Raw genomic sequence first — 26,151 nt, 5'->3', positions numbered from 1 at the left:
TGGTAGCTTTTTTTATAAGGCTTTTTTAAATGTTTTACGACGTTTATAAACTACTGGATTAAAGTGTTTCCAGATTTTGTGTATAGCTTCGTTATCTTCAAGCTCTGGTGTTCTATAACAGTACTGAATATCTTTAGCAGTAAAGGTTTCATACATTTCATTAAATAACACCGCATGAACACCTTTGTTTTGATATTCTGGGTGTATGCCTATGAGATAGAATATAACATCCTTGCTGTTCTTTTTTGCTTTTAATATATGTCTAAATCCAAACGGAAAGAGTTTACCTTTAGCTTTCTGTAAGGCATCGGCAAAGCGTGGCATCACTATAGCAAAGCCAACTAACTTCTCTTCAGAATCTACCACAAACTTGATATACTCAGGATTTACAAAACTGATAAACTTCTTCTTGAAGTATTCTTTTTGAATATCAGTAATTTCTACAAATGACGATAAAGACGCATAGCTTTCATTAAATAAATCAAACATACGGTCTGCATAAGGCATAACCTCACTAGTTTTAGTGAAATTCAACTCCTTTAGTTGATAACGTTTTTTTATTAACCCTTGTGCCTTTTTGAAGGACTCAGGTTTTACATTCTTAAATGGAAATTTACTTTCTGAATATTGCTTCTCTACACTAAAACCATGGGTTATATAATGTTCTACATAGTACGGGTGATTATACCAAGTTATCATTGGTGCAATTGTATCAAAACCCTCAGTCATTACACCAACTTTATCGAGATTAGAAAAGCCAACTGGACCTTCCATATATTCGAGATTATAGTCTTTACCAATTTTAGTCACCGTATCTAAAAGCGCCTTGCTAACATCTAAATTGTCAATAAAATCAAACCAGCCAAAGCGCATTTTATTAATGTTCTGCTTTTTGATTTCTAGCCAATTCACTATTGCAGCTACACGCCCAACGACCTCACCGTTCTTATAAGCAAGAAAGAAACGTGCATCAGCATCATTAAAAACAGGGTTTTCAGACTTATCAAAAGTCTTTAATTCTTCACTAATTATTGGAGGCACCCAATTTTTAGAATCTTTGTAGAGTTTAAAAGGAAATTTGACAAATCGTTTTAATTCCTTTTTAGAAATCGCTTCTTTAATTTCAATCATGTAGTCAATTATAAATTATCAGAATCGAAATCTGTTTTCTTTTTACGCTTCTTCTTTTTCTTATTTTTAGAGGTATCTACTTTATCTTTAACAGCACCACCATTATCTATTTTTTTGTCCTTATGCCAATCTAAACGATATGAAGCTCCAAAAGCAATATTAAAAACTGAAGGCGTGTCTTTAGTATTAAAAGCAATATTTGCATCTAATTGAAAGTCTTTGGTCCATAAATAAGCACCACCAACTCTAAAAATATTATCGGCATAAAAGTCACTTTGTATGCCTTGTGCTTCACCAAACAACACCCATTGATCTGAGAAAGAATGTGTCAGTGTAAGTATGTATTGAAAATCTGAAAAGTCTGAACCTATACGGTCTTTTAAGAAATTCATGACAAATACCCAGCCACCAGCAAAATTGTTTTGAGTTGCTACCATTATTTTTGGGCTAAAACCTTCAACATCAGGCGCAGTATAAGGATTATCTTTAGTGTCGAAATTTGCACCCACATAGACAGCCACAGCAGGAATTAAAGATTTCCATTTAAATCGTCTGTTTGCATGATAACTGTAAAGATTAGGTTTATCTTCTTCAGCATTTTTATAGGGGTCATAAACCAAATACTTAGCACCAATTGTAAAGTTTCTAAAATTTGAACGTTTGTCTTCAAATGGTATTGCTGACGCATTACTAGTAAATGTATCATTTTGGTAAACACCTTCAATATTTATTTCTAACTGTTCCCACAAAAGACCAAAACGTGCTGCAAAATCAACACCAAAACCTGAGACCTCATAGTTTAATGGATTGTGTTCTTCCTTTACGGTAAAACTTCCTAATTCAAATTGTAAAACATTGGTTCCCACAGAAAAAGCGGCTTTAGAAACTCCTGGTCTATTTGAGTTTATAACTTCTGTGTATTGCGCTAATGCAGGTAATGAGGCAACGAGCAAAAGCGAAACAAAAAAAGATTTTAATTGTTGCATGTTGTATAGGTTAGATTTCAAATATAGTATTTTATACTTTTTTTAAGGAATAATAACGGATTATAAATGATGTTAATTGTATTTTTGAAGTATAATTTAAGTTTATGATTTACACCTTATCTGTTGTGGGATTAGCAAGAACACTTCTTTGGATTATTGGTATTTACTTTGTTGTAAAGATATTATCGCGTCTTTTTGCTCCTTTTTTGGTAAAATATGCTGCTAAAAAAATGGAACAAAAATTTGGCCAGCAGTTTGGTGCTAACCAGCGTCCACAACAACCTAATCAAAAAGAAGGCGAGACAGTTATAGACAAAATGCCTTCCAATACTACTTCTTCGAACAAAAAGGTTGGTGAATACATCGATTACGAAGAAATTGATTAATTTTCGGTTTTATTGATTTAACCTTTATTTCATGTCATTTTCATTTAAGCGCCTGCTACCTCATGTATTAATTTTAATCGGATTTGTAGTATTGTCTCTGGCTTATTTTAGCCCAGTTTTGCAAGGCAAAAAAATCTTTCAGAGCGATATCATGCACTACAAAGGTATGGCACAACAGCATATAGATTATGCTGAAAAAGAAGGTGAATATACATATTGGACCAATAGTGCTTTTGGTGGCATGCCAACCTATCAATTAGGGGCAAAGTATCCACATAATTATATTAAAAAATTAGATTTAACGATTCGGTTTTTACCAAGACCAGCAGATTATCTATTTCTATATTTTATAGGATTTTACATTCTATTATTAAGTCTAAAAATAGATTTTAAGCTTGCTGCTCTTGGTGCTTTAGCATTTGGTTTTTCTACTTACATGATCATTATCCTTGGTGTTGGTCATAACTCTAAAGCACATGCCATTGCATATATGCCATTAGTATTATCAGGAATTATTCTCACTTTTCGGAAGAAATATATTTGGGGTTTTTTGCTTACTATAGTAGCTCTTGGATTAGAGATAGTTGCCAATCATTACCAAATGACCTATTATTTATTGTTATTAGTTCTAGTTCTAGGCTTTACATATTTAGTAGATGCTTATCAGAAAAAGCAATTGCCTCACTTTTTTAAATCTGTTGGTTTGCTATCAGTTGCTGCTATCATTTCGGTAGGTTTAAACGCCACTAACATCATGGCAACCCAAGAGTACGTTAAAGAAAGTACGCGTGGTAAAAGTGATTTGACTATAAAAGTAAACGGACAACCAAAAGAAGCAAAAGAAGGGCTGGACCCAAGTTATATAACAGAATATAGCTATGGTTTAGTTGAATCTTTTAATCTATTTATCCCAAAATTTATGGGAGGTGGTAGTGGTGAAGATATTGGCAAAGATTCCGAAACCTATGAGGCATACCTTAAACTTGGTGCTTCTCCAATTGAAGCCATCGAAGCATCTAGAAATGCACCAATGTATTGGGGAGACCAAACTATAGTAGAAGCTCCAGCTTATGTAGGAGCTGTTATTATATTCTTATTTGTTTTAGGTTTGTTTTTAGTCAAAGGTCGATTAAAATGGTGGCTTGTTGGAGGGACTATATTGTCATTGTTTTTGTCCTATGGAAAAAACTTTAGCTTGCTTACGGACTTTTTTATTGGATATGTACCATTATATAATAAGTTCCGTGCTGTAAGTTCTATTCAGGTTATTCTAGAACTCTGTATTCCTGTTTTAGGGATATTTGCTTTATCTCGATTATTCAATGATTTTCTGAAGAGAGAAGAAAAACTTAAAGCCTTAAAATATACAGTAGCTATAACTGGAGGACTAGCTTTATTTTTCCTTTTAGCACATCCTTTTTTATTCGATTTCATAAAACCAGGAGAAGAGCAATATCCTGAACTCCTAGTTAATGCTTTTGCAGAGGACAGAAAGGCATTATTTGTTTCAGACACAATAAGAACTCTTGTTTTAGTAATACTATCGGCTGCTGCAATATTCTATTTTCTAAAAGAAAAAATTTCTGAAAAATTATTAGTAGTAGTTTTCGCTGTATTGATTTTGTTTGATTTGGTAACAGTAGATAGAGCATATGTAAATACTGATAATTTTGTTTCTGCTCGTCAAGTAAATAAACCATATCAAGCTTCAGCTGCAGATAAGTTAATACTTAATGACAATGAACATTTTAGAGTATTAGACGTATCTCGTGAAGGACAGCAAAGACCAGCTAGAGCTGCTTATTTTCATAACTCTTTAAATGGTTATCATGCTGCAAAATTAAATAGATTTGAAGCACTTTTAGATTTCCATATTTATCAGAACAATACTGAGGTATTAAATATGCTAAACACAAAGTATGTGATTGCTGAAGACCAAACGGGTAGAGTAGAAGCTTCAACACGCTATACGCAGCCAAATGGGAATGCTTGGTTTGTTTCTGAATTAAAGACAGCTGAAACTGGAAATGATGAAATATTGGCTTTAGATAGCTTAAAAACTAAGACTGAAGCTATTGTGAATAAGACAATTTTTGATGAATTCAAGCTTAAAACCAGTTATGAGACTGATAGTACGGCGTCCATACGTTTAACAGAATATAAACCAAACAGTCTTAAATACGAATCCAAAAATTCTAATAATGGATTAGCGGTATTTTCTGAGCTCTATTATTATAAAGGTTGGAATGCCTATATTGATGGTCAACTTATACCTCACTTACGTGTCAATTATGCCTTAAGAGCACTCGAAATTCCGGCTGGAAGTCATACCGTAGAATTTAAGTTTGAACCAAAAGTAGTAGAGATCGGAAGTAAAATTGCTTTCGGTAGTTCAGTCTTGTTTGGTGTATTATTATTGTTAGGAGGATATTTCCAGTATAAAAAGAAGGAATAACTATTCTTTATGGAAGGTAAAAAAGTCCTTATAGTTACTTATTATTGGCCACCAGCTGGTGGTCCAGGTGTACAACGATGGCTTAAGTTTGTAAAATATCTTCCAGAATTTAACATAGCGCCTATTGTTTATTGCCCGTCTAATCCTAATTACCCCATTGTAGATGAGAGCCTCGTTAATGAGCTTCAAAATGATATTATAACACTTCAGCAGCCTATTAATGAGCCTTATCGTTTTGCAAAACTCTTATCTAAAAAGAGTTCTAAAACTATAAGCTCTGGTGTTATACCTGAAAAAAGTAATCAATCACTATTAGAGCGATTGATGCTCTTTATAAGAGGAAACTTTTTTATTCCTGATGCCAGAAGAAATTGGATTAAACCTTCAGTGCGTTTCCTTTCAAATTATATAGAAAACAATAATATTGACACTATTATAACAACAGGTCCGCCACATAGTATGCATTTAATTGGCTTAAAGCTAAAGCAGACACTATCTATTAAATGGATAGCAGATTTTAGAGATCCTTGGACGACTATTGGGTATCATAAGTCTTTAAAATTATTAAATTTTGCTAAGAAGAAGCATATAAAACTAGAACAAGAAGTTCTAAATTCTGCTGACCAAATCGTCGTTACTAGTAACCATACGATGAATGAGTTTTCATCCAAAACTAACCAGCCTATTGAAGTGATTACAAATGGTTACGATTCTCACTCAGCAGTTATTAAAGAAAAAGATTCTAAATTTACATTATCTCACATAGGCTCATTACTCTCAGATAGAAACCCAATAATTCTTTGGGAAGTACTTTCAGAATTAATTGAGGAAAATAGAGACTTCGCAGTTCAGTTTCAGTTAAATTTAGTTGGTGTCGTAAGTAATTCAATTGTTAATTCAATAAAGAAAAGTGGATTAGAAGACTATCTTAACTTAGTTGGTTATGTAAGTCATAAAGAAGCTAGAGCATATCAAAAGAACTCTCAATTACTGCTTTTAATAGAAATAGATTCGGAAAACACAAAAGCGATTATCCCAGGAAAATTATTTGAATACATGGTGTCTGAAACACCAATTTTAGCAATTGGACCTAAGGACTCTGATATAGAGCAGGTTATAACATCTACAAATACCGGGAATTATTTTTGCTACGATGATAAGCAATTGCTAAAAACCCAGATTTTAGATTATTTTGATACATACAAAGAAGGGGCTCTTAAGACTAATGGGATTGGACTTGAGAAATATAGTAGACGTTCTTTAAGTCAATCACTCTCTAAACTTTTAGTAGATCTTTAGATGCTCTAAAAAAATTGTACTTTTAAGTCTGTGGGAATAGTCATAAAACAGTCATTTAAAAATACCTTAAGCACATACATAGGCTTTGGTATTGGTGCTATCAATGCACTTTTTCTTTACACAAATTTCTTAACGGATGATTATTACGGCCTTGTAGCCTTTGTACTTTCTGCAGCCAATATCATGCTACCATTTATGGCTTTTGGAGTGCAGAATGCGCTAATAAAATTTTATTCGACATTTAAGACAAAAAATAGTCTTAATAGTTTTTTAACGCTAATGCTCTTTCTGCCTCTGGTATTTATAATTCCTACTGGGCTTATTGGTGTTTTTGGTTATGATTTTATAGCTAGTCTTTTATCTGACAAAAATCCATTGGTATATGATTATCTCTGGCATATATATATCACCGCAATAGCAATGGCCTATTTCGAAATCTTTTTTGCATGGTCAAAAGTACAGATGAAAACTGTTTTTGGAAATATTATGCGAGAGATATTTCATCGGTTTTGCATCATGATTTTATTATGCTCTGTATACATGAATTGGATTACTGTAGAAGCATTTATTACAGGAGTAGTTGCAGTATATGTTATTAGAATGCTAATAATGAAAATATATGCCTATGTGTTAAAATTTCCTGTTATTAAATTTAATAAGATTGAAAATACATCTTCTATTCTTAAATATAGCTTCTTAATTATTATTGCAGGTTCTATTGCTATGGTCATCTTAGACTTAGACAAATTTATGATTGGACAGTATTTGGAAATTGAAAACGTAGCCTATTATAGTGTTGCTATTTTTATTGCTACTGTTATATCAGTCCCACAACGCTCTATGCATCAAATAATGATGCCAATTACTGCCAAATTTTTAAATGATAATCGCAAGGAAGAACTTTTAAGTTTATATCAGAAAAGCTCTTTAAGTCTTTTAATTATAAGTGGACTCATATTCTTGTTAATAGTTTTAAATATTAATATGCTTTATCAGTTACTTCCAGAGAAATTTACAGGTGGATTATTTGTTGTATTTATCGTTGGTTTGGCTAAGCTATATGATAATATGATGGGTAATAATAATGCGATACTCTTTAATAGTGATTATTACAGAGTTGTTTTGTTTTTTGGAGTGTTATTAGCCATTCTTGCGGTAATCTTGAATATGATTTTCATTCCACTATACGGAATTAACGGTTCAGCCTTGGCTACGTTTATGGCAATTGTAATCTACAATACCTTAAAGCTAGTATTCGTAAAGTTGAAACTAAATATGCAACCTTTTGGTTTAGCGACTTTCAAAGTCCTGTTGCTTCTTGTAGTTTTAGGTTTTGGATTCTATTATATTGAATTTCCTTTTCATCCTATTATAAATATAGCGATAAAATCAATTTTAGTATCATTAATTTATTTAGTTGCAGTCTATAAATTCAGCCTTTCAGAAGATATTAATGAGCAATTAAAAAAGTATTTACATTTTTTATAAATAAAGACATCCCGCAATGAACTTTGAGGCATACACTTGCGGGATGTTCAATCTAACCAACCAAAAAAATTGTTTATCCTCTTCTTCGAGATGTATTTCTAGACGAGGTGCTTTTTGAGCCTCTAGAAGAACTTGAGCTCTTACTCACAGAAGATGTTTTTCGTTTACTTTGCGTAACAGTTCTCTGCGTTCTTTTCGGAGTAGTTCTTACAGTTTTACGAGATGTTGTACTCGATTTTCTGACCGAACTATTATTTTGCCTTTGTCCTCTATTAGAAGTTATAGTTCTTTTTTGAGAACTACTTCTTCTAGCTGATGTATTACTACTTCTGTCAGACCTAGTACTTACTGAAGATCTAGAGTTTCTGCTAGACGAACGCTTGACATTCTCATTTCTTTTAGAACGATTCTGAGATATACCTCGGCTATTTCGAGTTGACCTACCAGTTGTCCTAGCTTCAGATTGTCTTGTACTTCTTGAGTTAATATCTCTTGAAGTACGATCACTTCTTCGATTAACATCATTTGATGCTAAACGTCTTCCTCTATCACGAGTAATAGATTCGTTTCTTTGTTGCGCACGTCTTCCTATAGTTCTTTCTCTTTCGTTTCTAGGCGTTTGAGCATATCTTCTAGAATAGTCTCTAGCACTTCCACGTCTTCCAAAGTTATTGTTTCCACGTCTTCCGTTTACATTTACAAAACGTGTATTATTTCTGTATGGTCTGTAATATACATGACGATAAGGTGTGTAAAACTGTCTGTAAGGCCTAGTATTTACAATGCATAAGTTAACTGCAGGTACAGCATAAAATCTGTGCCATGGTCTATAGATATATCTTCTGTTATATACGTTTATAAATCCTGTATAATGTGAAAATACATTTCCTCTATAAAAAACATTTAGTCCGCCTATTCTATTAACTCTTCCAAACCCATTGTAGTTAATAAAGATATTTCCTATTTGAGACACACGCCCATAATAATCATAAAAGATTGGTGTGTTTTCTATTTGGATAACAGCTCCAAAACTATCATACTGAACGTATGGGTTATAATCATAACCAGTATTAAAACTGAAGCTTACGTTTCTATTGCTAAATCCAACATTAAGATTTGGGCCGAAGTTACCTGCATAAAAATCGAATTGCCCATCACGGAAAACCGAAAATTCAATGCCGTCTTCGACAAATATGAAAGAATTGCCATAACCTCTCACATAATTGTATAACGTAGCATCTGCTTCTGAATTTGTGTTGGTTGTTGCAAATGAAGTACCTCCGATGAGGAATAAACTTGCTGCTAAAAATAGAATCCTTTTCATAATATTTGGGTTTTAAAAATTTAACTCATTTAACTATTACCAAACAGCGTGCCAAAAATATATAATGCTTATAACACAAGGCTTTCCATAAAAAAAACCTGAAGACATATATCTTCAGGTTCTTAAATTATAGCTTTATTTTAGTCGTCACGAGAACGCCTTTTTAACTTTCGATGCTTTTTTACTTCTCCGTTTTGTCGGTAGTAGTAAAAATCGTCGTCGTCATCCCAATCATAATCATTATCATTCCAATTATCACTCCAATCATCATCCCATTGGTTAAAAATATTGCAATCTCTATTGCTATGGTTAACAAAGCCACTATAACCAATTAAACGACCTCGACGATTGTATTGTAATCTTAGGTTGCCAACTTGTTGTAACCTATTGTATCGGTATCGCATATGAACGGTTCCAGCACGTTTAATTCGTCCTTGTCTATCGTAATTAATAAATACGTTTCCAATACGTCTTACACGACCTAAATAATCATGAGTAATACGCACACCTCTATTTCTTGAGCCATAATGATTATATCTCCTTCCAGGAGCTCCAAAAGATCTATTAAGAGAACCTCTACGGTTTCTGTAATAGCTGCTTGTTCTAGGTGTATTGATTAAATCAGTGTTAAAATCAAAGCTACCATCAGCAAAGATTAAAAACTCTACACCACGCTCTACAAACAAAATAGGTTGTGCATAACGATAGCGTGATGTAAGATCTAAATCTTTGTCTAGTGTTACAGAAGTTTTTTCTGCGGCTGTTGCAGTTGTTAATCCCGTTAACATTACTGCCAAAAGTAAAATTACCTTTTTCATAATTATAGAATTTAGATTGTGCCTACTCATATATAGCTTTTCGGCTTACGCTATTTGTGATAATTAAAACCAATTAACGTGCCAAATAATCAATCAGCTGATTTTAAGATGTTTATGCGTAAATATGTATTAAGCTACTGAAGCTATTTATATAGAAACTAGTAACGTTTTATAACATGTTTCTTCTTATTAATATCAAATATTATGATGTGAAATATTAGAATTTTGTAATTTTAACCTAGCTAATCATCAACAATGGAAACTAAAAAAATCAATTGCCAAAATTGTGAAGAACCTTTTGATGAAGGGTTTAAATTTTGTCCAAATTGTGGTCAAAAAACTAATGAAGAGCTCACAATCGGTGTTCTGTTTTATAATACAATAAGTAACTATTTTTCATTTGATGCTCGATTTTTAAAAAGTTTTATTCCATTAATGTTTAGACCTGGTTATTTGGCTAAGCGATTTTTAGCTGGTAAGCGATTGTTATACCTTCATCCAGCTCAGATGTATTTGTTTGTGTCTGTGATTTTTTTCTTCTTATTTTCATTTGTAGTGGCTGAATGGAAAAAAGAAGCTAATGCAATTAATAAAAAAATTGTTGAATCTGAAGTTGTTGAACAACTACCCGATGAAGCTCAAAAACAGTTTGATTCTATACAAAAAGCTAAAGTTTTAGAATCTTTGAAGAAGAATAAAGCGTTGTTAGGTATGACGGATGAAGATTTGAAGAAGACAGATTCTATTATACAGTTACAAAATGGTAACAATCTAAAAACATCTTGGGATTTTAATAAGAAAAAGGTGGATTCTTTGATTGATGCTGGGGCCGATGATGCAATAATATATAAAGAGATGGGCATGTCAAATGATGCAGGTTTTTTTGAAAAACGTATCTATGCTGGTTTTTTAAACCTTATGAAGGGTAGTGGAGCAGGTTCTGTGATTCAACGATCTGTTGATGCTGTACCCATAGCTATGTTTATTCTTTTGCCTTTGTTTGCTTTGCTTTTAAAGCTGTTTTATTTTAAAAGAGGACGTTATTCTCACCATTTAGTCTTTAGTTTTTACTTCTTTTCCTTTTTATTCACCCTATTCTCTTTATTGCTGTGTATCGATCTTTTTATTGTCCCTATTCCTGGGTGGATAAGTTGGCTTTTAATTCTATCTACATTCTTTTATTTTTATGTCGCGTTACTCAATTTTTATCGGCGTAATTGGTTTTTTACATTTGTAAAATGTAGCATTATCACATTTGTGTTTATGTTAATGGTAATACCTACAACTGGTGTATTGTTGGCTTTATTTGGTATTATGAATGGGTAATTACAATGCTTTGTAATAAGTAAATGCCTCTAGAATAATCTCGTTAGGCACTTCACAATCAATTTTTGCTTTTCCGATAGCTTCTAGCAATACAAATTTAATGATGCCATGACTATTCTTTTTATCATGCTTCATTAATTCAATTATTGGTTTATAATCTACTTCTTCAAATTCAATTTTAGCAAAGGTTTTTAAAACGCCTTCAGAAATTTCATCCAAAACTTCATTTGGTAAGCCACAAACCTTAGTTGATATGTAAGATTCTAAAATTAAACCTATGGCAATAGCTTCACCATGTAGTAAAGTTGTTTTCGCATCATGTTCTAGAAAATAACTTTCTATAGCATGACCAAGCGTATGTCCATAATTTAAAGTTTTTCGGAGTCCTTTCTCCGTTGGGTCTTCTGTTACTACTTTGTTTTTAATGATAACAGAATCATAGATTAATTGATCCAAATCTGATAAGTCTAACTCTTCTAGATGTGTCAATGTGTGCCAATATTCTGCATCGATGATTAAGCCATGCTTTAGCATTTCGGCAAATCCAGAAACCATTTGATTTTGAGGTAATGTGCTTAGAAAGGATACATCTATAAGCACCATAGCACCTTCACTAATGATACCAACTTGATTTTTTAAAACCCCTAAGTCAACACCTGTTTTGCCACCAACAGATGCATCTACCATGGCTAGTAATGATGTTGGAACATTTATATAGTCAATACCACGCATATATGTACTAGCTACAAAGCCACCTAAATCTGTGACAACACCACCGCCTAAATTAATAAGTAGACTTTTTCGGTCTGCATTATATTGAGACATCGCTTCCCAAACACCCATACATATATCAATAGTTTTATGGTCTTCGCCTTCAGGCATCTCCATAACTTCTGTAGCAATGTCACCAGATTCTAGGTTAGCCATAAACTGCGGTAAACATAAATCATGCGTATTTGTATCTACTAGAATAAATATTTTTGAAGGGTTTTGTGCTTTTATATAGGTGTTTAATTCAGTATAAACAGTTGAATTAAAATGAATTACTGAATTTTTTGTAGTTATGGATATCATGATTCTTGTAAGCTGAATTTGAGATTGTGAAAATAGGGTGTTATTTTCAGAAAATAAGAAATGTTATATTTATTTTTGTTACAAATACCTTATAGATGAGCAAAAATACTCTGTTTAATAATACCAAAACAGCTTTTTCATTAAAGTCAGATTCTCAATTAGAACGTGCCTACTTTTTATTTAAAATGATATCCAAAGAACCTTTGGTGCGAATTGGTACTGCGGTTACAAAGTTTGCTATAAATGCTAGCCTTCCAGTTGAAGGTCTTATCCGCTCAACAGTTTTTGATCATTTTTGCGGTGGTGTTAATGAAGAAGATTGTTTGCCGGCTATAGAAAAGATGTATACAAAAGGCGTTAGTTCAGTTTTGGATTATTCTGTAGAAGGAAAAGAGTCAGAGGCGCAATTTGATGATGCACTAAAAAAAATATTGAAGATTGTAGATTTCTGTGATGAGCGAGATTCTATGCCAATTGTCGTCTTTAAGCCCACGGCTTTTGGTCGTTTTTATTTATACGAAAAGAAATCCGAAGGCATTCAGCTTTCTCCAGAAGAACAAGAAGAATGGGATAGAGTCGTAGAGCGTTTTCATAATGTTTGTCGTGCTTCAAAAGAAAAAGATGTCGAAGTACTGATTGATGGTGAAGAAAGTTGGATGCAAACTGCTGCAGATGATTTGGTTGAAGATATGATGAGAGCATACAATACAGAAAAGGCAATTGTTTATAATACATTGCAGCTTTACCGTTGGGATAGACTAGATTATCTAAAAGAGTTGCACAAACGCGCTAAGGCTAATAATTTTAAAATTGGTATGAAGATAGTACGTGGTGCATATATGGAAAAGGAACGAGCAAGGGCAGAAGAAATGAGCTATGCATCTCCTATCTGTGAAACAAAAGCTATTACAGATGATAATTTTAATAATGGACTTACTTATATTCTAAAAAATAATCTTGATATATCAATATTTATAGGTACTCATAATGAGCATAGCTGCTATTTAGCTATATCTATTATGAAAGAGTTGAGTATAAGCAAATCAGACAATAACGTATGGTTTGGACAACTCTATGGTATGAGTGATCATATAAGTTTTAATCTCGCTGAGCAAGGTTATAATGTAGCTAAATATTTGCCATTTGGCCCTGTAAAAGATGTGATGCCTTATTTAATAAGGCGTGCTGAAGAAAATACGTCTGTTGCAGGGCAAACAAATAGAGAATTAGAATTGATTAAAACAGAACGTAAACGTAGAAAGCTTTAATTTTCTATTTTAAAATCAAGAATTGTAGCAACTAAACTACAATTCTTAATACGCAGTACCACTTCTCTTTTTTTATAGGTATTTTCTATTTGGTAGACTTTACAAGGTTCTGCTTTTGTATCACTTTCCGAAAAGTTCACATCACCATATTGTATCAATTGTTTTATAACAGTTGAATCTAAAGTTTGTCTATTGATTTCTATAGAAACATTATCTGAATATGATAGTTTTTTAGAGCTGATATTTTTTACAGTCCGTGCATTTGGACCATAATCACAGGAGGCATCTTTTCCGTTAAGAAAAAACATAAGAATAATTAATCCTAAAGCAAAACCACCAAGGTAGTAACTTAGACGTTGTATAAATTTCATATATGAAAAATGTGTTTAAAAAATCAACAAGTTGGCATCACTAAAATCTAAGCCAAACCAATCAGCAACAGATTTATTAGTTAAAATACCGTGGTAAAAATACAAACCATGTCGCAAACCTTTATCAAATCTTAAGGTATTTTCTATACCACCGTTTTCTCCAATTTCTAGTAAATAAGGTGTAAAAATATTACTTATTGACACCGATGCAGTTCTAGAGTATCTAGCAGGAATGTTAGGTACACAATAATGTGTAACACCATTATACTCAAATGTAGGATGGTCATGTGTAGTTACTTCACTAGTTTCAAAACAACCACCCATATCTATACTTACATCGATTACAACCGCTCCAGGTTTCATATTATCAACCATAGACTGAGTAACAACTATTGGAGAACGGTTATTGCCACGTACCGCACCAATAGCAACATCACAACGTTTTAAAGCTTTTAAAACATTTTTTGGCTGCATGGTAGATGTGTAGATAGTTTGATTGAGATTAGATTGTAAGCATCTCAACTTGGTAATAGAATTATCAAAAACTTTAATATTTGCTCCTAATCCAATAGCAGAACGTGCAGCAAATTCGCCAACAGTTCCTGCGCCAAGAATAACAATTTCTGTAGGTGGAACACCATTAATGTTCCCCATCATTAAGCCATTACCGCCATTGACATTTGATAACAATTCTGAAGCAATAAGTACTGATGCAGTTCCTGCGATTTCACTTAAAGAGCGTACTGCAGGGTATGCACCATCTTCGTCTTTAATAAACTCGAAGGCAAAAGCGGTGATACGTTTTTCTGCTAAAGTTTTAAAGTAATCTTTATTTTGCGTTTTGAGCTGTAAGGCTGAAATTAATATGGTTTGCGGATTAATGAGCTTAATCTCATCTATTGATGGTGGTTCTACCTTAAGTAAAATAGGGCAGGAGAAAACTTTTGTAGTATCTTTCGTAACCTCTGCGCCAGCATCGCTATAATTTTTGTCTTTAAAATTTGCGCCATTACCTGCTCCTGACTCAACCATAACACGGTGTCCATTAGCTGTCAAAGCAGAAACGGCATCAGGTGTTAAACAAACACGTCTTTCTTGAAATGATGTTTCTTTAGGGATGCCTATAAAAAGCTCACCTTTTTGCTTTAAAATCTCTAGAGTTTCTTCTTGTGGTAAGAGTTGTGCTTTAGTAAACGGCGATTTACTCATTAAGTTGACTAATTGGTTTGATAACTCAAATTACAAATAAAAATAAAACTTTACGAGATTAACGCTAAAAATACTGCTTAATCTTGCCCCAAAGTGTTTTGGGCTTTAGCATAAACTCTGCCTCTAATTCTTCCATTGTTTTATCAGCATAATTTATTTTATTAAACATTTGGGCTCTAATCAAATAAATTGAAGGCACAATAATTACAAGTATAGGAAGCAAAGTTAGTATTTGGTTTTCATCTATATATTCTACTTCAGCCCTATAGCTATTAACAATTTGTAAAATATACATTACTATTGGCACAAGAAGAACATGATACCACCAGTGTCGGCAAGTAAAGAACCATATTATAAGAAATAGTAATGGGAGGAACTTTCCAGTAAAAACCCACATGGCATATTGTGCATCTTCCCAAAAACCACTTTTATATGTAAATAAAAAAGTGTCCCATACTTCTGTGGTAGGGACACTTTCATGTAAAGAATAAATTAAAGGAGTAGAAGCAATTATTGTTGATACTACAGTACCAACAATAGCACTTTTACTTAATTTTTGTTTACCCGTGTTCAACGAGTTTTCTTTTCTTCTTTTTGATTTCTGTTTTAGTTTGTCCATCTAAATCAATGATATTAGTTGCTTCTGCAGTGAACAACATACCACCAAAAATAGCAATAGCTAAAATTAATTTTTTACTTTTCATAATTCAAGGGATTTAATTAATTAATTATGGTACAAATTTAAGGTCAGTTGACACTCTAGATGAAACCACTTTGTGTTAAAATCCGATGAATTTTAATTTTTTAATTACGGAAAACCCGTAATAGCTATACTCGTTTTAGTAGTAATTAGTATGTTATTTTTAGCTGCTTTATTACATAGTTTCGGTTAATTGATTTGTATCTATAGTTAATTTGAGGGCTCTTTTTATAGGACTTTCAATAGAAATATCAACTATGCAAACATCATCTGGTATTAGAGAAGCAACGCGTTCTGACCATTCTATAAATAACCAATGATTTGTCGCAAAATAATCTTCAATTCCAAAATTATATGCTTCTTCAATATCTTCTATCCTGTAAAAATCAAAATGATAAACGCTATCATTTGGGATTTGATATTCATTGACAATTGAAAACGTTGGGCTAGTAACACTATCTTCACTCTTCATAGCTTTTAGCAAAGCCTTTACAAGCGTGGTTTTGCCTGCTCCCATGTTTCCATTAAACAGTACAACCTTAGAATTTAATTGTTCTAAAACCTTTGATGCAATAACATCTATGTCCTCTAAATTGTATATGTATTGTCTTGTGTCCAAAATTTCATAGTATGAAACATGGCAATATTACAGATAAATTATCAAAAAACCTAGAAAAAAGTGTATTTCATCGGATTTTTATGCCTTACATGGATTTATTTAGGGTCCAAAACGACAAATGGAATTATCATTTCTTCTAATGAGACACCACCATGCTGGTATGTGTTACGATAATAACTGACATAATGATTAAAGTTATTTGGGTAAGCAAGAAACAAGTCGTTTTTCGCAAAAATAAAAGAACTACTCATCGTAATGGATGGTAAATGAATAGATTTTGGGTCTTTGATTGCTAAAACATCTTTGTCTTGATATGTTAAGCTTCTACCAGTTTTATAGCGTAAATTTAGACTCGTATCTCTATCTCCAATAACCTTTGTAGGTGCAGATACATTAATGGTTCCATGATCTGTAGTTAAGATTAATTTAAATCCCAGTTGCTGTGATAACTGAATCATTTCTAATAATGGCGAGTTTTTAAACCAACTTTGAGTTAATGAGCGATACGCTTTATCATTAGAAGCCAACTCTTTAACCACTTCCATTTCTGTTTTAGAATGCGAAAGCATATCAACAAAATTATAAACCACAACATTTAGGTTATTGTCCTTTAAACTTTTAAAATTGTCTACCAGCTTTTTTCCACCTTTGAGGCTTGTAATTTTATTATAAGAGTAGCTAATATGCGATAAGCCCAAGCGTTTTAATTGTTCACGTAGAAAATCTTCTTCATGCATATTTTTTCCACCTTCATCTGTGTCATTCTTCCAATACTGCGGAAATAATTTTTCCATATCACTTGGCATTAGGCCTGAAAATATAGCGTTACGCGCATATTGCGTTGCAGTCGGTAGAATACTATAAAACGACGTTTCTGAAGCTTTTTTGTAATAATTATTTACAATAGGCTCAAAAGCACGCCATTGATCATAACGTAAATTATCAATAACTACTAAGAGTGTTGGTTGCTTATCACTAAGCTCTGGAACTACTTTTTCTTTAAATAGATTGTGCGACATTAGTGGTGCATCCGCACCAGGTTGAAACCAATCAGTGTAATTTTTTTCTATAAACTTACCAAACTGAGAATTGGCTTCATTCTTTTGAGATTCCAATATTTGAGTCATGCCAATATCTTCAATGTTTTCAAGCTCTAACTCCCAATAAATTAGTTTTTGATAGAGGTCTGCCCATTCTTCATAAGAGTTTACCATAGACAAATCCATAGCAATCTTTCTAAATTCTTGCTGATAATTAGAGGTTGTCTTTTCAGAAATTAAGCGTGAGTGGTCTAAATTCTTTTTTAAACTCAATAATATCTGATTAGGATTTACAGGTTTAATCAAATAATCTGCAATTTTGCTACCAATAGCTTCTTCCATAATATATTCTTCCTCACTTTTGGTAATCATAACTACAGGAAGATTTGGCCGACGTTCTTTCAATTCATTAAGAGTTTCAAGACCAGTAAGCCCGGGCATATTTTCATCTAAGAACACAATATCAAAGTTAGTATCACCTATAACTTCTAAGGCTTCAGTACCACTTTGACAGGTAGAGACATTGTATTCCTTCTTCTCCAAAAAGAGAATATGAGGTTTTAAAAGGTCAATTTCATCATCTACCCAAAGAATATTTATAGTGTTCATGTATATTTGTTTTTTGATTAATAAATTTCTAACGTTTGCCAAATAACAAACTTAAAATATTTAACGACCCAATTTACGGTTTTATTACAATCCCTAACACGCTTGTTTTTGATTTAATTGAGCACAAATACTTCCAGCGTTTAAGACGTATTAGTCAAATGGGTATGTCGTATTTGGTATATCCTGGCGCACATCATACACGTTTTCATCATGCACTAGGTAGTATGTATCTTATGCAAAAAGCGGTCAATGTACTTCGTTTTAAAGATGTTACAATTTCTGATGATGAAGAAACCGCACTTTATGTTGCTATTTTATTACATGATATTGGGCATGGTCCTTTTTCTCATGCTATGGAACATAGTATTGTAAATGAGATTTCCCATGAAGAAATTTCGTTGGCTTTTATGGAGAAATTAAATTCAGAATTTAACGGAAGTTTAACCTTAGCTATAGAAATATTTAAAGGTGAATATCATAGGCGTTTTATGTGTCAGTTGATTTCAAGTCAGCTAGATATGGATAGGGCAGACTACCTAAAACGAGATAGTTTTTATACTGGCGTAGCAGAAGGAAATATTAATAGTGAGCGTTTAATAACTATGCTCAATGTTATTAATGATGAATTGGTTATTGAAGAAAAAGGAATTTATAGTGTTGAAAAGTTCTTAATTGCTCGCCGTTTTATGTATTGGCAAGTATACTTACATAAAACAGGACTAGTAGCTGAGCAAATGCTTACACGTGTACTGCAAAGAGCTAAAGAATTGGTGAAAACTGGCGTAAATCTTGAAGCGAGTGCGCCATTAGCGTATTTTCTTAAAAATGACATTAATCTATCTAACTTTAATAACGATAGCTTAGAGATTTTTTCAAGATTAGATGATTATGATATTGTCTCTGCAATGAAATCATGGCAATACCACGATGATTTTGTGCTTAAAAATTTATGCGACATCATAATCAACAGAGATTTGTTAAAAATTAAAATAAAAAACAAACCTATTAAGGCATCGAGTTTAAAAGCTCATAAAGAGGCTTTAATGGCTGAATATAATATCACAAATGCTGAGGCAAATTATTTTGTTTTTAATGGAAAAATTACAAATCAAGCTTATAAAAAATCCAAAGAGCAGATAAATATATTGTTTAAAACAGGAAAAGTTAAGGATATTATAAAGGTTTCGGACCAATTAAACCTTAATGCTTTGAGCAAACCTGTAACTAAATATTATATCTGTTACCCTAAAAACAAAATGTAAGACATTTTTTCTATTTTTGCCAGACCAACCATAAGCTTAAACAAGACAGTTGAAATTTACAGCAGAACAGATAGCCGGTATTTTAGAAGGAACAGTAATTGGAGACTCAAATGTTGAAGTTTCTACCTTATCTAAAATAGAAGAAGGTACAGAAGGCTCTTTAACCTTTTTAGCAAATCCAAAATACAAGCCTTATATATATACTACAAAAGCATCTATAACCATAGTAAATTCAGATTTTGAACCTGAAGAAGATTTATCAACAACTTTGATAAAAGTTGAGGATGCCTACAAAGCGTTTACAAAATTATTAGAGTATTATAATCAAATAAAGCTAAATAAGTCTGGAATAGAAAACCCATCTTATGTTTCAGAATCTGCTAAAGTTGGTGAAAATATATATTTAGGAGCGTTTTCTTATATCGGTAACAATGTAAAACTAGGAGACAATGTAAAGATATTTCCTAATTCTTATATTGGAGATAATGTTACTATTGGCGATAACACAATTGTCTTTTCTGGCGGTAAAATATATTCGGAATGCGTCATTGGTAATAACTGTGTTATTAACTCTGGGGCAATTATTGGTGCTGATGGCTTTGGTTTTGCGCCTGATGAGAATGGTGAATATTCCAAAGTACCACAAATAGGTAATGTTATTTTAGAAGATAATGTAGATATTGGAGCTGGCACGACTATAGACAGAGCTACTTTAGGGTCAACTGTAATACGAAGAGGTGTTAAGTTAGATAACCAAATACAGATTGCGCATAATGTTGAAATTGGTAAGAATACCGTTATTGCTGCGCAAACTGGTATTGCCGGGTCGACCAAAATAGGTGAAAATTGCCAAATTGGCGGACAAGTTGGTATCGTAGGACATATTACAATAGGTAATAATGTTAGAGTACAAGCTCAGTCTGGTATTGGAAGAAGTATTAAAGATGATGAAGTGCTTCAGGGTTCTCCAGCTTTAGCTTATGGCGATTATAATAAATCTTATGTGCATTTTAAGAATCTGCCTAAGATTGTGAAAAATATAAACGATTTAGAAAAGAAATTAAATGGCGATAGTTAAAACTCAGGTTAAACAAAAAACTATTGAAAATGAAGTCAGCCTTAAAGGTGTTGGACTTCATACTGGAGATGATGTCACTTTAGTTTTTAAATCTGGAGCTCCAAACTCTGGATTTGTTTTTGAGCGTATAGATTTAGAAGGTAGTCCAAAAATTGAAGCGGATGCCAACTATGTTACTAACACACAACGTGGTACCTGTTTAGAAAAAAATGGTGTTACTATTCAAACTTGCGAACATGTTTTAGCTGCTTTAGTTGGTTTAGATATTGACAATGCTGTTATAGAACTCAATGCTTCAGAACCTCCAATTATGGACGGTTCGTCAAAGTTTTTTATTGAATCTTTAGAAAAAGCTGGTATTGTTGAGCAAGACGCTCTTAGAGAAGAGTATGTGGTTACTGAAGTTGTTTCGTATTCTGATGAAGAAACCGGTAGTGAAATAATACTAATGCCAGCAACAAGTTATCAAGTCACGACTATGGTAGACTTTGGGACTAAAGTTTTAGGCACGCAAAATGCAACGCTAAATAAGATTTCAGATTTTAAAACTGAAATTGCTGATTCAAGAACGTTTAGTTTTCTTCATGAAATCGAAATGCTTTTAGAGCATGGATTAATTAAAGGAGGCGACTTAAATAATGCTATAGTGTATGTAGATAAAGAACTATCTCCTGAAACTATGGATAGACTAAGAATCGCCTTCAAAAAAGACAAGATTGCAGTAAAACCAAACGGCATATTAGACAATCTAACATTGCATCATCCAAACGAAGCTGCAAGACATAAGTTGTTAGATGTTATTGGTGACTTAGCCTTAATTGGTACACGATTAAGAGGTAAAGTTATCGCTAACAAGCCTGGTCATTTTGTAAACACTCAGTTTGCAAAGAAAATGTCTAAGATTATTAAAAATGAAAGACGCAATAATGTCCCAACTGTAGATTTGAACTCAACACCTTTAATGGATGTGAATCAAATCATGGACATGTTACCGCACAGGCAACCATTTTTGTTACTTGATAAGATATTCGAACTTTCTGAAAACCATGTCATTGGTATGAAGAATGTAACAATGAATGAAGAGTTCTTTAAGGGACACTTTCCTGGAGCACCAGTTATGCCTGGCGTTTTAATTGTTGAAGCTATGGCGCAAACAGGCGGAATATTAGTTCTAAGTACTGTGCCCGATCCAGAAAACTACTTGACATTTTTTATGAAAATAGATAAAGTAAAGTTCAAGCAGAAAGTTGTTCCTGGAGACACTTTAATTTTTAAATGCGATTTAATCACACCAATTCGTAGAGGTATTTGTCATATGCAAGGTTATGCTTATGCAAATGGTAAACTATGTGCAGAAGCCGAATTAATGGCACAAATTTCAAAAGTAAAATAAGATGAACCAACCTTTAGCATATGTACATCCTGGAGCAAAAATTGCAAAAAATGTAGTTATTGAGCCTTTTACAACCATACATAACAATGTTGTTATTGGAGAAGGCACATGGATAGGAAGTAATGTTACAATTATGGAAGGTGCTCGTATAGGTAAAAACTGTAATATTTTCCCTGGAGCAGTAATTTCTGCCGTCCCTCAAGATTTAAAATATAATGATGAGGAAACTACCGTAGAAATTGGAGATAATGTTACTATTAGAGAGTGTGTTACTATAAATCGTGGAACAGCTGATAGAATGAAAACCGTGATTGGTAATAATTGTCTTATTATGGCGTATTGCCATATTGCACATGATTGTATTGTAGGTAACAATTGTATATTTTCTAATAATAGTACTCTTGCTGGGCATATAACTGTGGGCGATTATGTAATACTTGCAGGTATGACAGCAGTACACCAATTTGTATCTGTAGGTAACCATGCCTTTGTTACTGGAGGGTCTTTGGTGAGAAAAGATGTACCGCCTTATGTTAAAGCTGCCCGAGAACCACTGTCTTATGTTGGGATTAACTCAGTTGGTTTAAGGCGAAGAGGCTATACAACAGAAAAAATTAGAGAAATTCAAGATATATATCGCTTACTTTATCAAAAACAGTATAATAATACTCAAGCTTCAGAAATTATTGAAGCCGAAATGGAAGCAACTTCAGAACGAGATGAAATTCTGCAGTTTATAAAGAATTCTCATCGTGGTATCATGAAAGGATACTTTAAATCAAACTAAAAATAATTAATTAGATAATATGGCAAGTACTTCAGATATCCGAAATGGATTATGTATAAAATATAATAACGATATTTATAAAATAATAGAATTCCTTCACGTAAAACCAGGTAAAGGTCCAGCATTTGTAAGAACTAAACTAAAAAGTGTAACCTCTGGAAAAGTACTAGATAATACATTTTCTGCAGGTCATAAAATAGAGGATGTTCGAGTTGAAACTCATAAATTTCAGTTTTTATATAACGATGGTAATTTTTATCATTTTATGAATGAAGCTGATTATTCTCAAATTCAATTGACTGAAAATGCTCTGGATAAACCTGAATTAATGAAAGAAGGTGAGGTTGTGACTATCCAAATCAATACAGAAGATAATATGCCTTTATCTGTAGATTTACCAGCAACAGTTATTTTGGAAATCACAGCAACAGAACCTGGAGTAAAAGGGAATACTGCTACAAATGCAACAAAACCAGCTACTGTTGAAACGGGTGCTACGGTTAATGTGCCTTTATTTATTAACGAAGGCGATAAGATTAAGGTAGAAACTGAAAAGGGTACCTATAAAGAAAGAATTAAGGAATAAAGAAATGAAAATTTTACGGATAGCTTTCATTTTGTCATTGTTTATCAATACAAGTTGCATTCAGATGTTGAGTGAAGCTACTAAAGAGATTTCTAATTCTTCATATGAAGCTTCCGAAACTACATCAGAAGGTGCATATAAGACTGTTACTATAGATAACTTGTATCAGTTAGATGTTCCTAAATACATGAAGGATATGCCTAGTCTTCATCCTGATGCTTCATTAGAATACGCTAATATTTATAAAGAGACTTATTCTGTGGTAATCCATGAGGATAAACAGTATTTTGTTGACGTTTTTAAAGAGATTGATGAATATAATGATTCATTGTCAGTTTTAGAAAATTATACTATTGTTCAAAAAAAATCTTTAAAAGAGTCACTTATTAAACCTAGGATTCAAGACTACGGTCTTTCTGAAATAAACGGAATACCTGCACGTCAAATAAAAGTTTTTGGAACTGTAGAGGGTATTGATGCATTTTACATTATTGCCTTTGTTGAAGGTAAAGATAATCTGTATATGATAATGAATTGGACATTAGAGAATAGAAAAGATAAATATGAAAATGCTTTTGAATACATTAATGGGACATTTAAAATAATTTAGATATGAAATTCCCAAAAGCATATAAGTTAAAAGAAATTGCAGAAATCATCGATTCTAAATATGTAGGAGCAGATGATTTTTCTGTTCTTGGTATGAACGAAATACATGTTGTAGAACCAGGCGATATTGTTTTTGTTGATCATCCAAAATATTACGATAAGGCTTTAAACTCTGCTGCGACTATTATTCTTATCAACAAAGAAGTAGATTGTCCAGAAGGTAAAGCTTTATTAATTTCTGATGATCCTTTTAGAGATTTTAATAAACTCACGGATACTTTTAAACCTTTTGTAAATGCGGTCTCTTCTATTTCTGACTCTGCAATAATTGGTAAAAACTCAGTTATTCAACCAAATACATTTATTGGGCATAATGTTACTATAGGAGATAATTGTCTGATTCATGCAAACGTTAGTATTTATGATGACACCATCATAGGGGATAATGTAACCATCCATTCAGGAACTGTACTTGGTGCAAATGCATTCTATTATAAAAAGCGCCCAGAAGGTTATGACCGTTTAAAATCGAGTGGAAGAGTAGTTATTAATGATAATGTAGATATCGGAGCTTCTTGTACGATAGATAGAGGTGTTACTGCAGATACAACAATTGGAGAGGGTTCTAAATTAGACAATCAAATACAAGTTGGTCATGATACCGTAATTGGTAAAAATTGTTTGATAGCTTCTCATACAGGAATTGCAGGTTGTGTTGTCATTGAAGACGATGTAACAATTTGGGGGCAAGTTGGTATTACAAGCGGTATTACCATAGGTGCAAAAACGGTCATATCTGCCAAAGCAGGAGTTAGTAAATCTTTAGAAGGCGGAAAGCATTATTTTGGAATACCTGCTGAAGATTTCAGAACAAAATACAAGGAAATAGCCTCTATAAAACAAATTCCAGAAATATTGGAAAAACTCAAAAATCTAAATATTTAATAATGTCGGCAAAAACACTCGTAGAACAATTTTATAGTTCAGATGTTGCAAATAATGAAACTATAGTTCCTGATTTTTTTCATAAAGACTGTGAATTACATTGGAATAGTAGTAGCGGTTTTGCATTATTAAGGTATGACGATATAGTATCCTTTTTTGAAGGTGTAAGAGTATCATATAATACTATGCGGTTTGTTCATACACATTTATTAGAAAATGGAGAAAACGTTACTAGCCGTCATCATCTTTATGCACAAACTATCGAGCAGCCTAATGAAGAGGTGTTATTGGCTCATTTTATTGCTATTTGGGAAGTTAAAGATGGTAAGCTTTATCGCTGTTATGAGCTAAGTCAATTGGCAGATGAGAAAACTATAAATTCTTAAAAAAATAATATTTAAAAACACTTCGTTAATACGTATCAAATGACTTATTTTTGCAACGTTTTAAACGAATAAAAATTCAAAATTAAATGAGCGTTTTAGTCAATAAAGATTCAAATATAATTGTACAAGGTTTTACTGGCAGTGAAGGTACGTTTCACGCTGGGCAAATGATAGAATACGGAACTAATGTTGTTGGTGGAGTTACTCCAGGTAAAGGAGGGCAAACTCACCTTGACAGACCGGTTTTTAATACAGTTTCTGAAGCTGTAGAAAAAGTTGGAGCTGATACTACTATTATTTTTGTACCACCAGCATTTGCTGCAGATGCAATTATGGAAGCTGCTGACGCAGGTATTAAAGTAATTATTACTATTACTGAAGGTATTCCTGTTGCAGATATGATTAAAGCTGCAGATTATATAAAAGATAGAAATTGTCGATTAGTTGGTCCTAATTGTCCTGGTGTAATTACGCCTGGTGAAGCAAAAGTTGGCATTATGCCAGGGTTTGTATTTAAATCTGGTAAAGTAGGTATTGTATCAAAATCTGGGACATTAACTTACGAAGCTGCTGACCAAGTCGTAAAACAAGGTTTAGGAATCACAACAGCTATAGGTATTGGTGGTGACCCAATTATTGGTACAACAACCAAAGAAGCCGTTGAACTTTTAATCAATGACCCAGAAACAGAAGCTGTTGTAATGATTGGAGAAATTGGAGGTCAGTTAGAAGCTGACGCTGCAGAATGGTATAAAAATAGTGGTAGTAAAAAGCCCGTAGTAGGTTTTATTGCTGGAGAAACTGCACCAGCAGGTCGTACAATGGGTCATGCTGGAGCAATTGTTGGTGGTAGTGATGATACAGCTCAAGCCAAAAAGAAAATCATGAGAGCATGTGGGATACATGTTGTAGATTCACCAGCTGAAATAGGAAAGAAAGTGGCTGAAGTATTAGGCTAATTAAAAAATAACACTGTTAAAAACCTTACAAAATCTTGTAAGG

26 protein-coding genes are annotated in these 26,151 nt (G+C 32.9%); 15 read left to right on the top strand and 11 right to left on the bottom strand.

What is annotated here, in order from left to right:
- Window positions 1-12: 12 nt before the first annotated feature.
- On the bottom strand, window positions 13-1,131 hold the full coding sequence (locus IEV10_RS09355) for a GTP cyclohydrolase (RefSeq protein WP_188374455.1): 1,119 nt from the start codon (window positions 1,129-1,131) through the stop codon (window positions 13-15).
- Window positions 1,132-1,139: 8 nt separating this feature from the next.
- The gene (locus tag IEV10_RS09350) at window positions 1,140-2,117 is read right to left on the bottom strand and encodes a transporter (protein ID WP_188374454.1); all 978 of its coding nucleotides are present in this window, start codon (window positions 2,115-2,117) and stop codon (window positions 1,140-1,142) included.
- Window positions 2,118-2,221: 104 nt separating this feature from the next.
- Between IEV10_RS09350 and IEV10_RS09345 the strand changes: the two genes are divergently transcribed.
- From IEV10_RS09345 to IEV10_RS09330, 4 genes are read left to right on the top strand one after another with little or no spacing between them, the layout of a single operon-like run.
- The gene (locus IEV10_RS09345) at window positions 2,222-2,503 is read left to right on the top strand and encodes a DUF4834 family protein (RefSeq protein ID WP_188374453.1); all 282 of its coding nucleotides are present in this window, start codon (window positions 2,222-2,224) and stop codon (window positions 2,501-2,503) included.
- A gap of 31 nt (window positions 2,504-2,534) precedes the next feature.
- Entirely contained in the window at window positions 2,535-4,958 is a 2,424-nt protein-coding gene (locus IEV10_RS09340; RefSeq protein WP_188374452.1) for a YfhO family protein, read from the top strand.
- Between the two features lie 9 nt (window positions 4,959-4,967).
- The gene (locus IEV10_RS09335; RefSeq protein WP_188374451.1) at window positions 4,968-6,257 is read left to right on the top strand and encodes a glycosyltransferase; all 1,290 of its coding nucleotides are present in this window, start codon (window positions 4,968-4,970) and stop codon (window positions 6,255-6,257) included.
- A gap of 30 nt (window positions 6,258-6,287) precedes the next feature.
- On the top strand, window positions 6,288-7,745 hold the full coding sequence (locus IEV10_RS09330; RefSeq protein WP_188374450.1) for a lipopolysaccharide biosynthesis protein: 1,458 nt from the start codon (window positions 6,288-6,290) through the stop codon (window positions 7,743-7,745).
- A gap of 73 nt (window positions 7,746-7,818) precedes the next feature.
- Here IEV10_RS09330 and IEV10_RS09325 read toward each other — a convergent pair whose 3' ends face one another.
- Both IEV10_RS09325 and IEV10_RS09320 read right to left on the bottom strand, forming a co-directional pair.
- Window positions 7,819-9,069 (bottom strand): hypothetical protein, encoded by a 1,251-nt coding sequence (locus tag IEV10_RS09325; protein ID WP_188374449.1) that lies wholly within the window; start codon window positions 9,067-9,069, stop codon window positions 7,819-7,821.
- Between the two features lie 140 nt (window positions 9,070-9,209).
- Window positions 9,210-9,887: a hypothetical protein gene (locus IEV10_RS09320; RefSeq protein ID WP_188374448.1), complete on the bottom strand. Its 678-nt coding sequence runs from the start codon at window positions 9,885-9,887 to the stop codon at window positions 9,210-9,212.
- 255 nt (window positions 9,888-10,142) lie between these two features.
- Here IEV10_RS09320 and IEV10_RS09315 point away from each other — a divergent pair, with 255 nt between their 5' ends.
- On the top strand, window positions 10,143-11,213 hold the full coding sequence (locus IEV10_RS09315; RefSeq protein WP_188374447.1) for a DUF3667 domain-containing protein: 1,071 nt from the start codon (window positions 10,143-10,145) through the stop codon (window positions 11,211-11,213).
- Here IEV10_RS09315 and aroB read toward each other — a convergent pair whose 3' ends face one another.
- Window positions 11,214-12,287 (bottom strand): 3-dehydroquinate synthase, encoded by a 1,074-nt coding sequence (gene aroB, locus IEV10_RS09310; protein WP_188374446.1) that lies wholly within the window; start codon window positions 12,285-12,287, stop codon window positions 11,214-11,216.
- A 95-nt stretch (window positions 12,288-12,382) separates the two neighbouring features.
- Here aroB and IEV10_RS09305 point away from each other — a divergent pair, with 95 nt between their 5' ends.
- Complete coding sequence (locus tag IEV10_RS09305; protein ID WP_188374445.1) at window positions 12,383-13,555, top strand: proline dehydrogenase family protein; 1,173 nt, start codon at window positions 12,383-12,385, stop codon at window positions 13,553-13,555.
- Here the strand turns inward: IEV10_RS09305 and IEV10_RS09300 are convergent.
- The 6 genes from IEV10_RS09300 to porX form a co-directional block, all read right to left on the bottom strand.
- A complete protein-coding gene (locus IEV10_RS09300; protein WP_188374444.1) occupies window positions 13,552-13,926 on the bottom strand; it encodes a hypothetical protein in 375 nt (124 codons plus the stop codon). The genes IEV10_RS09305 and IEV10_RS09300 overlap by 4 nt on opposite strands.
- A 15-nt stretch (window positions 13,927-13,941) precedes the next feature.
- Window positions 13,942-15,135 (bottom strand): alanine dehydrogenase, encoded by a 1,194-nt coding sequence (locus IEV10_RS09295; RefSeq protein WP_188374443.1) that lies wholly within the window; start codon window positions 15,133-15,135, stop codon window positions 13,942-13,944.
- Between the two features lie 64 nt (window positions 15,136-15,199).
- Window positions 15,200-15,709 (bottom strand): hypothetical protein, encoded by a 510-nt coding sequence (locus tag IEV10_RS09290; protein WP_229719675.1) that lies wholly within the window; start codon window positions 15,707-15,709, stop codon window positions 15,200-15,202.
- Entirely contained in the window at window positions 15,696-15,839 is a 144-nt protein-coding gene (locus tag IEV10_RS09285; RefSeq protein WP_188374441.1) for a hypothetical protein, read from the bottom strand. Before IEV10_RS09285 ends, IEV10_RS09290 begins: the two co-directional genes overlap by 14 nt.
- A gap of 171 nt (window positions 15,840-16,010) precedes the next feature.
- On the bottom strand, window positions 16,011-16,454 hold the full coding sequence (gene tsaE, locus IEV10_RS09280; RefSeq protein ID WP_188374440.1) for a tRNA (adenosine(37)-N6)-threonylcarbamoyltransferase complex ATPase subunit type 1 TsaE: 444 nt from the start codon (window positions 16,452-16,454) through the stop codon (window positions 16,011-16,013).
- Between the two features lie 95 nt (window positions 16,455-16,549).
- Window positions 16,550-18,103: a T9SS response regulator signal transducer PorX gene (porX, locus tag IEV10_RS09275; RefSeq protein ID WP_188374439.1), complete on the bottom strand. Its 1,554-nt coding sequence runs from the start codon at window positions 18,101-18,103 to the stop codon at window positions 16,550-16,552.
- Between the two features lie 35 nt (window positions 18,104-18,138).
- On the opposite strand from porX, the gene IEV10_RS09270 reads away from it, so the two are divergent.
- The 9 genes from IEV10_RS09270 to sucD all read left to right on the top strand — a co-directional run bounded on the left by IEV10_RS09270 (window position 18,139) and on the right by sucD (window position 26,108).
- Entirely contained in the window at window positions 18,139-19,365 is a 1,227-nt protein-coding gene (locus IEV10_RS09270; protein ID WP_188374438.1) for an HD domain-containing protein, read from the top strand.
- Window positions 19,366-19,414: 49 nt separating this feature from the next.
- A complete protein-coding gene (lpxD, locus tag IEV10_RS09265) occupies window positions 19,415-20,443 on the top strand; it encodes a UDP-3-O-(3-hydroxymyristoyl)glucosamine N-acyltransferase (RefSeq protein WP_188374437.1) in 1,029 nt (342 codons plus the stop codon).
- On the top strand, window positions 20,430-21,836 hold the full coding sequence (locus IEV10_RS09260; RefSeq protein ID WP_188374436.1) for a bifunctional UDP-3-O-[3-hydroxymyristoyl] N-acetylglucosamine deacetylase/3-hydroxyacyl-ACP dehydratase: 1,407 nt from the start codon (window positions 20,430-20,432) through the stop codon (window positions 21,834-21,836). Before lpxD ends, IEV10_RS09260 begins: the two co-directional genes overlap by 14 nt.
- Before the next feature lies 1 nt (window position 21,837).
- Window positions 21,838-22,623: an acyl-ACP--UDP-N-acetylglucosamine O-acyltransferase gene (gene lpxA, locus IEV10_RS09255; RefSeq protein ID WP_188374435.1), complete on the top strand. Its 786-nt coding sequence runs from the start codon at window positions 21,838-21,840 to the stop codon at window positions 22,621-22,623.
- A 19-nt stretch (window positions 22,624-22,642) separates the two neighbouring features.
- Entirely contained in the window at window positions 22,643-23,209 is a 567-nt protein-coding gene (gene efp, locus IEV10_RS09250; RefSeq protein ID WP_188374434.1) for an elongation factor P, read from the top strand.
- Window positions 23,210-23,213: 4 nt separating this feature from the next.
- Window positions 23,214-23,819, top strand: coding sequence for a hypothetical protein (locus IEV10_RS09245; RefSeq protein WP_188374433.1), 606 nt, complete (start codon window positions 23,214-23,216; stop codon window positions 23,817-23,819).
- Window positions 23,820-23,821: 2 nt separating this feature from the next.
- Window positions 23,822-24,763 (top strand): UDP-3-O-(3-hydroxymyristoyl)glucosamine N-acyltransferase, encoded by a 942-nt coding sequence (locus IEV10_RS09240; RefSeq protein WP_188374432.1) that lies wholly within the window; start codon window positions 23,822-23,824, stop codon window positions 24,761-24,763.
- A 2-nt stretch (window positions 24,764-24,765) separates the two neighbouring features.
- Window positions 24,766-25,149: a nuclear transport factor 2 family protein gene (locus tag IEV10_RS09235; RefSeq protein ID WP_188374431.1), complete on the top strand. Its 384-nt coding sequence runs from the start codon at window positions 24,766-24,768 to the stop codon at window positions 25,147-25,149.
- A gap of 86 nt (window positions 25,150-25,235) precedes the next feature.
- A complete protein-coding gene (gene sucD / locus IEV10_RS09230) occupies window positions 25,236-26,108 on the top strand; it encodes a succinate--CoA ligase subunit alpha (protein ID WP_188374430.1) in 873 nt (290 codons plus the stop codon).
- The last annotated feature ends 43 nt before the right edge of the window (window positions 26,109-26,151 follow it).

The organism is Winogradskyella haliclonae (assembly GCF_014635865.1).
Classification (GTDB): domain Bacteria; phylum Bacteroidota; class Bacteroidia; order Flavobacteriales; family Flavobacteriaceae; genus Winogradskyella; species Winogradskyella haliclonae.
Note: the sequence above shows the minus strand (reverse complement) of the source record. Positions and strands in the feature narration are given on the sequence as shown.